Source organism: Senegalia massiliensis (genome assembly GCF_009911265.1).
Lineage (GTDB): Bacteria > Bacillota > Clostridia > Tissierellales > SIT17 > Anaeromonas > Anaeromonas massiliensis_A.
The window spans coordinates 90,138-105,647 of sequence record NZ_QXXA01000009.1 but is presented as its reverse complement, the minus strand read 5'-3'; the positions used below and the strand labels follow the sequence as shown (position 1 = coordinate 105,647).

Here is a 15,510-nt window from a genome sequence, read left to right as displayed (position 1 = left end):
ATATAATAATTATAATTATTATATAACTTTTAAGGAGGAAAGATTATGAAGGGTAAAAGTGTTATTATTTTCCTTTTAATCCTTGCTTTGGCTGGAGCAGGAGTTTATGTTGCTATTGAAGGTATTAGTATAGGAAAATATGAGATTTCTCCAGTTAATGAATCTATTAATTTAGGTCTTGATTTAGAAGGAGGAGTATTTGTAGTACTAGAAGCAAAGACTGATGCAACAGGTGATGAATTAAAACAAAAAATGCAAGAAGCTAAAGCTATAATAGATCAACGTGTAAATGGACTTGGAGTTACTGAACCTAGTATAACTATAGAAGGCGAAGATAGGATAAGAATTGAATTACCAGGACTCAAAGATACACAGGAAGCATTTGACATGATAGGAAAAACTGCAGAGCTTCAATTTATAAATTCAGAGGATGAAGTAGTAGTTACAGGTAAGAATGTAAAAGATTCTGAGCCTATATATATAGAAGAGCGTATTACTGGTAAAAGTGTACCTGTAGTATCACTAGAGTTTGATTCGGAAGGTGCTAATTTATTTAAAGAGGCAACAGAAGAAGCTATGGGAAAACCAGAAGGGCCTGAAAGAATTATAAATATAGTACTTGATGGAGAGACTATATCAGCACCAGTTGTAAATGATGTTATAACAGATGGTTCGGCTACAATTGAAGGTGATTTTACAATAGAAGAAGCAGGAGAGCTTGCAACGCTCATAAAAGCAGGTGCACTTCCTGTAGAGATGGAAGAAGTACAAGCATCTGAAATAGGGCCTACACTTGGGCTTGAATCATTGGATAAATCGGTATATGCAGCAACTATAGGAATAATTTTAATATTTTTATTCATGTTAATATTCTATAGGATACCAGGACTTGTAGCAAATATTACTCTTACTATATATATACTCATAGTATTGTTTACTTTAGTAAGCTTAAATGCAACTTTAACACTTCCAGGTATTGCAGGACTTATATTATCAATAGGTATGGCAGTTGATGCTAATGTTGTTATATTTGAAAGAATAAAAGAGGAAATTAGACTTGGGAAATCTATAAGGTCATCTGTAGATTCAGGATTTAAAAGTGCACTATCTACTGTTATAGATGCTAATATAACTACCCTTATTGCTGGTATAGTTTTATTTAATTTTGGTACAGGACCTATAAAAGGATTTGCAGTTACTCTTATAATAGGTATAATTACATCTATGATTACTGCATTAGTAATTACCAGATTATTATTAAAACTATTTATTGAAATGAAAATAACTAAAAATACAAAGATGTTTGGAGCATAGGGGGGAGAAAGTTGAATTTACAAATCATACAGAAAAGAAATATATTCTTTATAATTTCATCTATTGTAATAGTAATTGGAATAGCAATGCTATTTATAAATGGACTTAATTTTGGAATTGATTTTACTGGAGGAACTCTTATTCAAATAGATTTAGGTAAAGAAATTCCAGTAAGTGAAATAAGAAAAATCACAGATGAATACGATGAAAATGCTGATATAGTTCATGCTGGTGATGAAAATCATGAAATAATAATAAAAACAACAGAAGATTATTCAAATGAAAAGAGAAATGAAATATTTAATAAATTCAAAGAAAAATACAACTTAGAATCAGATAAACCTCTCCAATCTGAAAAAATTGGACCTGCAATAGGTGAAGAAATTAGAAATGATGCACTGATTGCTATAGCAATAGCAATGGTAGGAATGCTTATATATATAACATTTAGATTTGAATTTAAATTTGGATTATCTGCAATTATAGCATTGATTCATGATATACTTATAACTCTTGCTATATTTGCAATATTTAAATTACCTGTTAATGTTTCATTTGTAGCAGCACTACTTACTATTGTAGGTTATTCTATAAATGATACTATTGTTGTGTTTGATAGAATAAGAGAAAATTTAAAGTTATTTAAGAAAACAGATTATGCTAAATTAGTAGATACTAGTATCTCACAGACTGTAGTTAGATCCATTAATACTTCATTTACTACATTTTTAGCAATTGCTTGTCTGTATATATTTGGGGTAGATGCAATAAAAGAATTTGCACTTCCATTAATACTTGGTGTATTAATTGGAACTTATTCTTCTATATTTATAGCAAGTCCCATATGGTATCTGTTTAAAACTAATTCAAAATAGATTTACTAATAAAGTCTCAGAAGATCTGAGACTTTATTTTTACTTGTTTTAATTGTTTATTATTAATATAGTTAAATTTTGGGTAAAGTAATAATAATCAAATATTAAAGAGGAAGAGATATATGATAAAAAATAGAGTTAGTAAAATACATAGATATAAAGAAATTTATAATATATTAACTAAGTATGGTTTTAGTATGATAGCAGGAAAGTTACCAAATAGAATATTCTTTAGAAAGATTTTTTTTAGGAAATCTAGTAAATTGAGTAGTAAATATTCAAGAGGGAAAAGACTTAGAATGGCTATAGAAGAATTAGGACCTACTTATATAAAGCTTGGGCAGGTTATGAGTACTAGATATGATTTATTGCCAACAGATATCATAGAAGAACTATCTAAATTACAAGATCAAGTAAGTGAATATCCATTAGTTGATGCTAAAAGGTTATTTAAAGAGGAAATAGGAATAGATATATCTGACGCTTTTATGGAATTTGATGAAAAACCCCTTGCTGCAGCTTCAATTGGTCAAGTATATAATGCTAAACTTTTTTCAGGAGAAGATATTGTAGTTAAAATTAGAAGACCAAATATAAAGAATTTGATTGAAAAAGATTTAGAAATTTTAAAAACCATTGGTGGGATTGTAGATGATTATATAGTAAGAAAAAGTGTAGTTAGTTTTAGCGAAATTGTAGATGAGTTTGCAACTACATTGAGACGAGAATTAGACTATACAATGGAAGCACAAAATTATGAAAATTTTCGTCAGGCATTAAGAGATAATAGATATGCTGTAGTACCTAAAGTATATTGGGACTTTATAACTAAAAAAGTACTTGTAATATCTAAATTAAAAGGAATAAAAATAAATGATACTCAATCATTATTTGAAAATAATTATGATAATGAAAAAATAGCATATAATTTAGCAAAAACTTATATGGAACAAGTTTTTTTACATGGTTTTTTTCATGCAGATCCTCATCCTGGAAATTTATTTGTTATTAATGGAGAAAAAATAGGTTTTGTAGACTTTGGAATGGTAGGGTATTTAGATGATGAAAGTACTAAATTACTTATGTTACTTTTAAAATCTTCCGTAGATAAAAACTCTGAAAAAATAGTAGAAACTTTATATAAAATGGACTCTATACCTGAAACTACAAATAAAATGTTATTTAAAAGGGATATAAATTATGTGTTAAATTATTATTATAATTTATCTTTTGATAAGATTGACTTTAGTGATGCACTAACTGATATTTTAAGAATAACATATAAACATAAAGTGCGCGTACCAAGTCAATTGACTCTTTTAATTAAAACGATTATATCAATAGAAGGTACAGCTAAAAATTTAAATCCTAAATTCAATTTAACAGATGTATCAAAAGATTTACTAGAAAGTATAAAAAAGGATAAATTCAATACAAAAAGACTATTTAATAAAACATATAGTTCAGCTTATAATATGTTAGAAGATTTTAGGGAGATACCTAAAATGTTAAATACAATTTTTTATAAAATAAGCAATGATAAAATTAAATTAAATATGAATCATGAAGGATTATCAAAATTTAGAAGAGAATTAAATGCTGTTACTAATAAACTTTCATTAAGTATTATAATATCTGCTATAATAATAGGTTCATCTACTATAGCTCAAGCTAAAACAGGTCCACAGATATTAGAAATGAGTGCTATAGGACTTGTAGGATTTTTACTTGCAGGAATAATGGGTATTATACTTATTGTTTCTATTATATTTCATTCTTGGGATAATAAAAAATAAAGGAGTGGTTTTATGCAATTGGGATTTATATTATCATTACTATTTGCTGTATTAATAGCAACATTTGCAGTTCAGAATTCAGCTTCAGTAGCAATTAATTTTTTATTTACAAAGGTTGAAGTCTCACAAGCATTGGTTATATTTATATCGGCTGCATTAGGAGCAATTATTGTAGCTTTTCTTGGATTAGTTAAGCATAGAAAGATGAATAAAACTATTAATCAACAAAAATTAGAAATAGAAAAATTAAAGAAAGATTGTACAAGGCTTGATAGAAAAAAACAAGAAAAAGTTTTAAATGATGATGAAAATTAATAAACAAAGTTGAATTAAAGTTACCTATTAGCTATAATATTATATGTGTTTAAAATATAGTAGGTGAAATAATGATACAATATGATAAAAAATTTATAAAAGTTTTAAGTAAAAATGAAGAGGATATAGAAAAAATATCCCAAGAAATGAACATATCCTTTTTAGCTTCAAAGATATTATTTAATAGAGGTATTAAAAATAAAGATGAAATCATTAAATTTTTGAATCCAAAATATAATGATTTTTATGATCCTTTTTTATTGAATGATATGAAAAAAGCTACTGAAAGGATATTAAGAGCTATTGAAAAAGATGAAAATATATGGATATATGGAGACTATGATGTAGATGGAGTAACAAGCACTTCTTTGCTTGTTAATTTTTTCTTTTCTATAGGAATTGATGTAAGATACTATATTCCTAATAGACATACTGAAGGATATGGTTTGAATAAATCTGCTATAGAATATATAAAGGAACAAAAAGGTGATTTAATAATAACTGTAGATTGTGGCATTACTTCTATAGAAGAGGCAAATTTTGCAAAGAGTATAGGAATTGATATGATTATAACTGATCATCATACACCTAGCGAAAATTTACCAGAAGCTATAGCAGTAATTAATCCAAATAGACGTGATAGTAATTATCCTTTTAAAAAATTAGCAGGAGTAGGAGTTGCTTTTAAGTTAGTTCATGCAATAAGTATTGAATTTAGAGTTGAACTTGATATATCATTACTTCCTATTGTAGCTATAGGTACTGTTGCAGACATTGTAGATTTAATGGATGAAAATAGACTTATAGTAAAAAAAGGACTAGAGCTTATTAAAAAAAGCTCTAATATAGGTATTCAATCATTGATTGAAGTAACAGGACTAAGAGATAAAGATATTACAAGTGGACATATTGGATTTATAATTGGTCCTAGAATTAATGCAGCAGGAAGAATGGATTCTGCAAATATGGGAGTAGAACTTTTTACTACAAATGATCCAGACTTAGCTTCAGATATAGCAAAAAGATTAGATGAGGAAAATAAAAAGAGACAGTCAGTAGAAAGAGATATTTTAGAGCAAGCTGAAAAAATGATTGTAGATAATAATATGGAAAATGATAATGTAATAGTACTTTCATCGAAAGGCTGGCATGCTGGAGTTATTGGAATAGTAAGTTCTAGAATAACAGAAAAATATCACAGACCTTCTGTACTTATATCAATAGATGATGAAGGGATAGGAAAGGCTTCTGCAAGAAGCATTGAACCACTAAATATATATAATGCACTTAAAGAATGTGAGGATTTATTTTTAGGTTTTGGAGGTCATAGTCAGGCTGCAGGATTATCAATAGAATCTGAAAATATTAATACATTTAGAAGTAATATAAATGAAATTGTAGGAAATATGTTAGATGATGAAGATTTCGTAAAAGAAATTACTGTAGATGCTATTATTGAAGCTGAAGATATTAGTATCAATACAGTAAAAGAGTTAGAAACTCTCTCTCCATTTGGGATGGGAAATTCTAGTCCTGTATTTTTATTTGAAGATGCTATAGCTAGAGATATTCGAGCTGTAGGAAAAGACAAAACTCATCTAAAGTTATCTTTATTATATAAAGGGATAGATATAGATTCTATTGGGTTTAATTTTGGTTATTTAGTAAATGATATTGAAAACACAGATATTTTAAATATAATTGGAACATTGGACATAAATGAATATATGAATAAGAAAAAGGTTCAAATTATGATTAGAGATATTATTTTTAAATCTAAGAATATAGAACAAATAAAAAAAACATACTTTAAAAAATTGCATACAAATATATCTAAGGGATTAGAAAAATATCCTTCTGATATTATAAGTAAAAATGATATTGATAAATTTAGTCATTTATATGAGAAGATAATTGAAAGTGAAAAACTTAAGGTATATGTAAATGATATAGAACATTTAAATTTTATAATGGAAAGAATAGATAAGTCAGGAAGAGATATATTTAAAAAAATAGATTTGGTTGTTAACCCAACAGAGAATGACATAATATATGATAATAAACCTGTTATATTATATGACTTACCTATGGATAAAAGTATTTATGATAAGATAAAAGCTATTCATCCTGATATAGAAATATTGTGTAATATAAAAGATTTAGAAAAAAATAAAATCAAAATAAAAAAATGGACACCAAATATAGAAGAATTAAGGTTTATCTATAAAACATTTATTTCTAAAGATGAAATATTTAAATTTCAAATTTATAAATATATTGCTTCATTATCAAAATATAATTTAAGTAAAATTAAAATTGAATTAGCATTAATAATATTTAATCAAACTGGCTTATTAAAATATAAAAAAATAGATAGCGAAAATTATTATATTAAATTAAACAAAACAAATAATAAAGTTGATATTAATAGTTCGAAATTATTAAAAAATTTAAATGAATATGTTCTATAAACTTAAAGGAGGAGCACAAAGTGAATTTAAAAGATAAAATTAGAAATATTGAAGGATTTCCTAAAGAAGGAATTGGGTTTAAAGATATCACAACAGTATTAAAGGATAAAGATGCATTTAAATATTCAATAGATGAATTAAAAAAGATGTCTTCTGAAGTAGAGTTTGATACTATACTTGGTCCAGAAGCAAGAGGATTTTTAGTAGGGGCACCACTTGCATATGCAACAAATAAAGCTTTTGTACCTGTTAGAAAACCTGGCAAATTACCTGCTGAAACAATAAGTTATGAATATGATTTAGAATATGGTACTGACAAACTAGAAATACATAAAGATGCTATAAATAAAGGTGATAAGGTAATAATAGTTGATGACCTTTTAGCTACAGGTGGTACAGTGCTATCAACTATTAAAATGGTAGAAGAATTAGGTGGAGAGGTTGTAGGAATATACTTTTTAATGGAATTAACATTTTTAAATGGTAGAAAACATTTAGAAGGGTATAATATAAAGTCAATAATTGAGTATTAATGCATATAATAATCACTTTTTAGATATGGTTTGCTATGTTATACTAGTAATATTATAAAAACAATATAAAGTGGGTGGGTTAATTGTCAGTAGAAAGATTAATTGAAAAAATAAAACAATATAACCCTCAAGCAGATATAGAAAAAGTAAGGAAGGCTTATAATTTTGCTAAATCAGCTCATGAGGGTCAGCTGAGAAATTCAGGTGAAGATTTTATAATTCACCCTGTTAATGTTGCAATGATATTAGCAGATATAAATATGGACGTTAGTACTATAATAGCTGGTCTATTACATGATGTCATTGAAGATACTGAAAATAGCTATGATTTGGTTAAAGAAGAATTTGGAAAAGAAGTAGCAAATTTAGTAGATGGAGTAACTAAATTAAAAAAGATTCAATATAAAACCAAAGAAGAGAGAAAAGCAGAAAACCTAAGAAAAATGGTTGTAGCAATGGCAAAGGATATTAGAGTTATAATTATTAAACTAACTGATAGACTTCATAACATGAGAACTTTAGAGTATATGTCTGATGAAAAGAAGAAAGAAAAAGCTCTTGAAACATTGGAAATTTATGCTCCAATAGCTAATAGACTAGGTATTTTTAGAATTAAATGGGAACTTGAGGATCTTTCTCTTAGATATATAGATCCTGAAGGGTACTATGACTTGGTTGATAAGGTTTCCAAAAAGCGTAAAGAAAGAGAAGAGTATATTAATAAAGTTATAGATAAATTAGATAATAAATTAAATGAAGTAGATATAGAATCTGAAATAAGTGGTAGGCCAAAACATTTTTATAGTATTTATAGAAAGATGGTTTATCAAAATAAAACCTTTGAACAGATATTTGATTTAACTGCAATAAGGGTAATTGTTAATTCTATTAAAGATTGTTATGGTGTTCTTGGTATTGTTCATACAATGTGGAAACCTATACCAGGAAGATTTAAAGATTATATAGCTATGCCAAAGCAAAATATGTACCAATCACTTCATACTACACTTATAGGACCAAGTGGAGAAATATTTGAAATCCAAATAAGAACATGGGATATGCACAGAACAGCTGAATATGGTATAGCAGCACACTGGAAATATAAAGAAGGAAACAAAGATGAGAATAATTTTGATAAAAAACTTTCTTGGTTAAGACAGATGATGGAGTGGCAAAAAGAAACTAAAGATCCAAAAGAGTTTATGGAATCTTTAAAGATAGATCTTTTTACAAATGAAGTGTTTGTATTCACTCCTAAAGGAGATGTTATAAATTTACCTGCAGGAAGTACACCTATAGATTTTGCATATAGAGTTCATACTGCAGTTGGTAATAAATGTGTAGGAGCGAAAGTTGATGGAAGGATAGTTCCTCTTGATTATAAACTTAAAAATGGAAATATTATTACAATACTTACTTCTCCAAATAGTAATGGGCCAAGTAGAGACTGGTTAAAAATTGTTAAAAGCTCCCAAGCCAAGAGCAAAATAAAGCAGTGGTTTAAAAAAGAAGAAAAATCTGACAATATAATAAAAGGTAGAGATAAACTTGAAAAGGAAGTAAAAAGAGAAGGATATAAACTTACAGAAATATTAAAAGATGAGTGGTTAGAAAAAGTAGTTGAAAAATTAAGTTTTAATAAAATAGATGATTTATATGCAGCATTAGGGTTTGGAAGTATAACACTTGCACAAATTACAACCAAACTAAAAGAATACCATAAGGAATATTATAAAAAAGATGATGAGCCTGTAAAAGTTCATAATCAAGTTAAATCAAAAAGGAAAAGAAAGCAAAATCAAGGGATAAATATAAGTGGTATTGATAATGTAAAAGTAAGGTTTGCAAGATGTTGTAACCCTGTTCCAGGTGATGATATCAAGGGATATATAACTAGAGGAAGAGGAGTATCTGTTCATAGGAGTGATTGTCCTAATATTTTAGATTTAGGAAAAGATCAGAGATTTATACATGTAGAGTGGGCTAAAGAAGATAAGACATCATATCAAGCTGAAATACAAGTAAAAGGAACAGATAGACCAGGGTTATTGTCAGAAATAACCATTTTATTATCTGAAGCTAATTTATTTGTATCTTCTTTAAATGCTAGAACAAATAAAGAAAGATTAGCTATTATTAATTTGACTCTTGAAATAAAAGACATTAATCAATTGAATAATTTGATGAAAAGGTTTAAAAGAATTCGTGGAGTATTAGATGTATATAGAGTAACTAGTTAGAGGTGAGAAGAATGCGTGCTGTTGTTCAAAGAGTAAATTCTGCTCTAGTAGAAATAGATGGTAAAAAAGAATCTGAGATTAAAAAAGGATTATTAGTACTTTTAGGAATAAGTGAAGAAGATGATGAAAAGGATATAAAATATTTAGTTGAAAAACTTCTAAATCTAAGAATCTTTGAAGATGATGATGAAAAAATGAATTTATCACTTTTAGATATTAAAGGAGAATTACTTATAGTATCTCAATTCACATTATACGGTGACTGCAGAAAAGGAAGACGTCCAAATTTTATGAAGGCAGCTAAACCTTCTATTGCAGAAGATTTATATGAAAAATTTATAGATATTTGTTTAGAATATAATATTAAGGTTGGTTCAGGTAAATTTGGAGAAGATATGCAGGTACAATTAACTAATGATGGTCCAGTTACAATATTATTGGACAGTAAAAAGAACTTTTAGAAAGGAAGAATATTATGATAATAGAAAACTTATCAAGTGGGGTTTATGGTGGAAACTGTTATATAATTTCATCAGATGATAATAGTGAAGGTATTGTTATTGATCCAGCAGATAATACAAATGAAATAATTGATTTTATAGAACGACATAATATAGAAGTTAAATATATAGTATTAACTCATGGCCATGGAGATCATATTGGTGGGATAGGGGATTTAAAACAAAAGACTAATGCACAAATATTAATTCATAAAGAAGATAGAGAAATGTTAATGAATAAAGAGCTAAATTTATCTTCTAAAATGCCAATGGTTACTACAGAAATAGAGCCAGATAGAGTTTTAGAAGATGGACAAATAATAGACTTTGGAGAGCTTAATGCTGAAATAATTCATACTCCAGGGCATACTAGAGGATGTATATCCATAAAAATAGGTAATAATATTTTCACAGGAGACACTTTATTTAAAGGTTCTATAGGTAGAACAGATTTATATGGTGGTTCTTATGATGATATAATAAAATCAATAGAAAATAAACTTATGATATATGATGATGAAGTAACAATATATCCAGGTCACGGTGGTAGTAGTACCATAGGTTATGAAAGAAAAGTAAATCCGTTTTTGAATAAAGGTTAGTGAAAAAAATGGTAAATATTTATTTAAAGAATTATAATAAAAAACATGATATCTACGAATTAGTAAAGGTTATTATGGAAACAAGTAATATAAATTTTATAGATAATATGGATTTATATATTGAAGGCTATTTGATAATTATTACAGTTAAAAGCAATTCAGTAAATGTTAATATTTATTTAGATAAAAAGTTAATTAGCAAAAATAATATAAAAAGTATAGATAAAATAAATATTAAAAAACCATTTGATAAAAAGATTAATATAGCAATAAAAAAGTGTGTTTATAAAGCTGTTATGAATATTAAAGATATGAATACATCATGGGGTATATTAACAGGAATAAGACCTTCAAAGATTGTACATGATTTAAAGGAGAAAAATGTAGATAAAAATGAAATATTAAATATTCTAACAAGAGAATATTTAATAGATATAAAAAAAGTAAATCTTCTTTTAAAAATTACAGATATACAAGAAAAATATTTATACCCTTTAAATAAAAAAGATTACAGTTTATATATAAGTATACCATTTTGTCCTAGTAGATGTATATATTGTTCTTTTCCTTCTTATTCAATAAGAAAATGGAATTCACTAATTGAGGATTATACTAATTCATTAATTAAAGAAATAAAACAACTGGCCTTATTTATGAAAGATAAGACATTACGAACTATTTATATTGGAGGAGGAACACCTACTTCTATACCTTTAGAAAATTTAGAAAAAATAATTAAAGCTGTATATGAATACTTTGACATTCAAAATATAATAGAATTTACAGTAGAAGCTGGTAGAGTAGATACTATAAATAAGAAAGTTTTAGAAATGTTAAAGGAAAATAAAATAGATAGAATTAGTATAAATCCACAGACAATGAATAATAAAACTTTAAAACTAATGAATAGACATCATACTAAAGCTGATATTAAAGAAATATTTAAATTAGCAAAAAGTATGAAGTTTAATTCTATAAACATGGATGTAATCATAGGATTACCTGGAGAAAATTTAAATGATATCAAAAATACTATGGAAATAATAAAAGAGTTAGATCCAGATAACTTAACTGTTCATACTCTAACTATAAAGAAGTCTTCAAAGTTAAATAAAGATTTAGATGAATATGATATTATAAAAGAAGGAAGTCTATCTGATATGTTAAATGAAACAGTTGTATATTCAAAGGAAATGAATATGAAGCCTTATTATATGTATAGACAAAAACAAATATTAGGTAATTTTGAAAATGTGGGATATGCAAAAAAATATAAAGAGTGTATATACAATATTTCTATGATGGAAGAAAAACAAACTATTATTGGATTAGGTGCTGGAGCTGTATCTAAGGTGTTTTATCCAAGTTCAAATAAAATAATTCGAGTACCTAATGTAGTAAACTTAAATGATTATATAAATAGAATAGATGATATGATAGAAAGAAAAGTATCAGCTGTAAATAAAATGTTGACAGAAGAAGAATAATAATTTATAATAATTACAATATAAACATACGGTGAAGAGGCAGAGTAGTTAGTTTTATCATTTCTAGAGAGCTAATGGTTGGTGAAAATTAGCATTGATAACTTATGAAGACACCTCAGAGTAAATAATTTGAATTTTAGTAGAATTATTCGTATATCTGCGTTAAAGATTATAAGTGGGTTATATACCAATTTGGGTGGCACCACGGGAACTTCAAACTCTCGTCCCTTGTCTATAGGGATAGGGTTTTTTTTATTATTCAAATTAAATAGGAGGGTTAAATATGTTAACAAGAGCACCAAGAGGAACTAAAGATGTATTACCTAATGAGTCTTATAAATGGCAATACCTAGAAAAAACATTTAGAGAAGTTTGTAATAGTTTTGGTTATAAGGAAATAAGAACTCCTACCTTTGAGCATACTGAATTGTTTGAAAGAGGTGTAGGAGAAACTACAGATGTAGTACAGAAGGAAATGTATACTTTTTTAGATAAAGGTGATAGGAGTATAACATTAAAACCTGAAGGAACTGCTTCAGCTGCAAGATTATATGTAGAAAATAAACTTTATGCTGATGCACAGCCTATAAAAACTTTTTATATAACACCTGTCTTTAGATATGAAAGACCACAAAAAGGGAGACTTAGAGAACATCATCAATTTGGTGTAGAAGTATATGGTAGTGAGAATCCTTCAATAGATGCTGAAGTAATTAGTATTTTGGACAATTTATATGAAAGGCTTGAAATTCAAGGTATAGAATTACAAATTAATAGTATAGGGTGTTCCAAGTGTAGACCTAATTATGATAAAGCTTTAAAGGAATACTTAAGTGAAAGATTAGATAAATTGTGTGAAACATGTAATTCAAGATTTGATACGAATCCTATGAGAATATTAGATTGTAAAAATGATAATTGTCAAATGGAGTTAAAAGAAGCTCCAACTATTTTAGATTATTTATGTGATGAATGTAGTGAACATTTTGATGGAGTAAAAAATTATTTAGATAATCTGGAAATCGATTATATTGTGAATCCAAGAATTGTTAGAGGACTAGATTATTACACAAAAACAGCATTTGAATTTATATCTTCTGAAATAGGTGCTAAAAGCACAGTATGTGGTGGAGGTAGATATGACGGTCTAGTTGAACAAGTAGGAGGGCCAAGTACACCTGCTATAGGATTTGGAATGGGTATAGAGAGATTAATTCTTACTTTAGAAAATAATAATATAGAAATACCAAAAGAAGATGATTTAGATATATTTATAGTTACAATGGGTGATAAAGCAAAATCACTTGCTATGAAAATAGTAAAAGATTTAAGGAATCTTGGAATATCTTCAGATTTAGATCATTTAGATAGAAGTGTAAAAGCTCAATTCAAATATTCCAACAAGTTAAATTCTACTTATACAATAGTTATAGGAGACAATGAGATAGAAAATAAAAGTATTAAAATAAAAAATATGAAAACTGGAGATCAAAAAGATCTTAGCTTAGAAAATGTTGTAGAGTCTATAGAGGAAAGACTTAGGAGGTAATTATATGATTGAAAAATTAGGAAATTTAAGAAGAACTCATATGTGTGGTGAATTAACAAAAGATAATATAAATGAGCAAGTTGTACTTATGGGATGGGTACAAAAGAGAAGAAATTTAGGGGGATTAATATTTGTTGATTTAAGAGATATTACAGGTATTTCACAAATAGTATTTGATAATGAAATTTCTGTTGAAAGTTTTGAAAAAGCAGATGCAATTAGAAGTGAATATGTTATTGCAATAAAAGGAAAAGTTGTAGAAAGACAATCTAAAAATAAAGAACTTGCTACAGGTGATATAGAAGTTTTTGTAAATGAACTTAAAATATTAGATAAATCAGAAACACCACCTATTTATATAAAAGATAATGATGAAGTATCTGAAAAAATGAGACTTCAATATAGATTTTTAGATCTTAGAAAGTCATATATGCAAAATAATATTAAAATAAGACATAAAACAGCAAAAATTGTGAGAAATTTTTTTGATGAAAATAATTTTTTAGAAATAGAAACACCTGTACTCAACAAGCCTACTCCAGAAGGAGCAAGAGATTATCTAGTACCAAGTAGAGTTAATCCAGGAAAATTTTATGCATTACCTCAGTCTCCACAACTTATGAAACAACTTTTAATGGTTTCTGGTATGGATAGATATTATCAAATAGTAAAATGTTTTAGAGATGAAGATTTGAGAGCAAATAGACAACCTGAATTTACTCAAATTGATGCAGAAATGTCATTTGTAGATATTGACGATGTTATATCTATAAATGAAAAACTTATATATAAAATATTTAAAGAAATAAAAGGTATAGAAATAGATTTACCTATAAAGAGAATGAAGTATGATGAAGCCATGGAAAGTTATGGTTCAGATAAACCTGATTTACGTTTTGAATTTAAAATAAAAAACATATCAAATGTTGTTGAAAACTCTGAATTCAAAGTGTTTAGTGGAGCAATAGCTAGTGGTGGAAGTGTAAGAGCTATAAATATAAAAGGATATGAAAATGAATTTAGTAGAAAAAAGATTTCTAAACTTGAAAAATACATTAAAACTTATGGTGCAAAAGGACTTGCATGGATTAAAATGAATGAAGAAGGTATTAGTTCTCCTATATTAAAGTTTTTAAGTGAAGAAGAAATAGGGGAAATAAAACAAGAATTAGATATAGAAAAAGGAGATATAGTATTTATAGTTGCAGATAAAGATAAAATAGTTTTTGATTCACTTGGTCACTTGAGAATTGAAGTTGCAAAAACATTAGATATTATAGATGAAGATATATTTGAAATGGTTTGGATAACTGATTTCCCACTATTTGAATATGATGAAGATGAAGATAGATATGTAGCTAAACATCATCCATTTACTCATCCTGTTGATGAAGATATACCATTACTTGAAACTGAACCTGAAAAGGTGAAAGCAAAGGCTTATGATATTGTTATAAATGGTGACGAAATAGCAGGTGGTAGTATAAGAATAAATAATACAGAATTACAGCAAAAAATGTTTAGAGCTCTTGGATTTACAGAAGAAGAAGCATGGAAAAAGTTTGGATTTTTACTTGAAGCTTTTAAATATGGAGTACCACCACATGGAGGAATAGCATATGGATTTGATAGACTTGTAATGCTTCTTACAGGAATGAAGAACATAAGAGATGTTATAGCATTTCCTAAAACACAAAATGCTACATCCCTTCTTACAGAGGCTCCTACAGAAATAACAGAAGAACAGTTAAAAGAACTTTCTATACAAGTTAATATGAGTGAATTGAAATAGGTTATTCCTTATGGTATCATTAAAGTAAGCATAGCG

Annotated in this window: 12 protein-coding genes and 1 other annotated feature; all 12 genes read left to right on the top strand. The window is 27.1% G+C overall.

The features are described from left to right. Positions 1 to 45: 45 nt before the first annotated feature. Positions 46 to 1,314, top strand: a complete 1,269-nt coding sequence (gene secD / locus D3Z33_RS16540) for a protein translocase subunit SecD (RefSeq protein WP_201750474.1) — start codon at positions 46 to 48, stop codon at positions 1,312 to 1,314. Between the two features lie 11 nt (positions 1,315 to 1,325). Continuing rightward, a complete protein-coding gene (gene secF, locus D3Z33_RS16535) occupies positions 1,326 to 2,189 on the top strand; it encodes a protein translocase subunit SecF (RefSeq protein WP_201750473.1) in 864 nt (287 codons plus the stop codon). Between the two features lie 122 nt (positions 2,190 to 2,311). After that, the gene (locus tag D3Z33_RS08855; RefSeq protein ID WP_160197406.1) at positions 2,312 to 3,985 is read left to right on the top strand and encodes an ABC1 kinase family protein; all 1,674 of its coding nucleotides are present in this window, start codon (positions 2,312 to 2,314) and stop codon (positions 3,983 to 3,985) included. A gap of 12 nt (positions 3,986 to 3,997) precedes the next feature. Further along, positions 3,998 to 4,300, top strand: a complete 303-nt coding sequence (locus D3Z33_RS08850; protein ID WP_160197405.1) for a LapA family protein — start codon at positions 3,998 to 4,000, stop codon at positions 4,298 to 4,300. Between the two features lie 71 nt (positions 4,301 to 4,371). Then, positions 4,372 to 6,771 (top strand): single-stranded-DNA-specific exonuclease RecJ, encoded by a 2,400-nt coding sequence (recJ, locus tag D3Z33_RS08845; RefSeq protein WP_160197404.1) that lies wholly within the window; start codon positions 4,372 to 4,374, stop codon positions 6,769 to 6,771. A gap of 20 nt (positions 6,772 to 6,791) precedes the next feature. Then, complete coding sequence (locus tag D3Z33_RS08840; protein WP_160197403.1) at positions 6,792 to 7,304, top strand: adenine phosphoribosyltransferase; 513 nt, start codon at positions 6,792 to 6,794, stop codon at positions 7,302 to 7,304. Between the two features lie 83 nt (positions 7,305 to 7,387). Continuing rightward, positions 7,388 to 9,544, top strand: a complete 2,157-nt coding sequence (locus tag D3Z33_RS08835; RefSeq protein WP_160197402.1) for a RelA/SpoT family protein — start codon at positions 7,388 to 7,390, stop codon at positions 9,542 to 9,544. An 11-nt stretch (positions 9,545 to 9,555) separates the two neighbouring features. Next, the gene (gene dtd / locus D3Z33_RS08830) at positions 9,556 to 10,005 is read left to right on the top strand and encodes a D-aminoacyl-tRNA deacylase (RefSeq protein WP_160197401.1); all 450 of its coding nucleotides are present in this window, start codon (positions 9,556 to 9,558) and stop codon (positions 10,003 to 10,005) included. A 14-nt stretch (positions 10,006 to 10,019) separates the two neighbouring features. Then, the gene (locus D3Z33_RS08825; protein WP_160197400.1) at positions 10,020 to 10,646 is read left to right on the top strand and encodes an MBL fold metallo-hydrolase; all 627 of its coding nucleotides are present in this window, start codon (positions 10,020 to 10,022) and stop codon (positions 10,644 to 10,646) included. Positions 10,647 to 10,654: 8 nt separating this feature from the next. Continuing rightward, positions 10,655 to 12,133 carry a coproporphyrinogen dehydrogenase HemZ gene (gene hemZ, locus D3Z33_RS08820; protein WP_160197497.1) on the top strand — a complete coding sequence of 493 codons (1,479 nt, stop codon included), beginning with the start codon at positions 10,655 to 10,657 and terminating at the stop codon, positions 12,131 to 12,133. Positions 12,134 to 12,155: 22 nt separating this feature from the next. Further along, positions 12,156 to 12,365: a binding site (T-box leader), on the top strand. A 51-nt stretch (positions 12,366 to 12,416) separates the two neighbouring features. Continuing rightward, positions 12,417 to 13,682, top strand: a complete 1,266-nt coding sequence (gene hisS / locus D3Z33_RS08815) for a histidine--tRNA ligase (RefSeq protein WP_160197399.1) — start codon at positions 12,417 to 12,419, stop codon at positions 13,680 to 13,682. Between the two features lie 4 nt (positions 13,683 to 13,686). Next, positions 13,687 to 15,474: an aspartate--tRNA ligase gene (gene aspS / locus D3Z33_RS08810; protein WP_160197398.1), complete on the top strand. Its 1,788-nt coding sequence runs from the start codon at positions 13,687 to 13,689 to the stop codon at positions 15,472 to 15,474. Positions 15,475 to 15,510 lie beyond the last annotated feature (36 nt).

Excerpts from the sequence above, each read along its gene's own strand:
- aspS (WP_160197398.1), top strand. The coding sequence starts at position 13,687 with ATGATTGAAAAATTAGGAAATTTAAGAAGAACTCATATGTGTGGTGAA.
- recJ (WP_160197404.1), top strand. The coding sequence starts at position 4,372 with ATGATACAATATGATAAAAAATTTATAAAAGTTTTAAGTAAAAATGAA.
- dtd (WP_160197401.1), top strand. The coding sequence starts at position 9,556 with ATGCGTGCTGTTGTTCAAAGAGTAAATTCTGCTCTAGTAGAAATAGAT.
- D3Z33_RS08855 (WP_160197406.1), top strand. The coding sequence starts at position 2,312 with ATGATAAAAAATAGAGTTAGTAAAATACATAGATATAAAGAAATTTAT.
- secD (WP_201750474.1), top strand. The coding sequence starts at position 46 with ATGAAGGGTAAAAGTGTTATTATTTTCCTTTTAATCCTTGCTTTGGCT.
- hisS (WP_160197399.1), top strand. The coding sequence starts at position 12,417 with ATGTTAACAAGAGCACCAAGAGGAACTAAAGATGTATTACCTAATGAG.
- D3Z33_RS08850 (WP_160197405.1), top strand. The coding sequence starts at position 3,998 with ATGCAATTGGGATTTATATTATCATTACTATTTGCTGTATTAATAGCA.
- hemZ (WP_160197497.1), top strand. The coding sequence starts at position 10,655 with ATGGTAAATATTTATTTAAAGAATTATAATAAAAAACATGATATCTAC.
- D3Z33_RS08825 (WP_160197400.1), top strand. The coding sequence starts at position 10,020 with ATGATAATAGAAAACTTATCAAGTGGGGTTTATGGTGGAAACTGTTAT.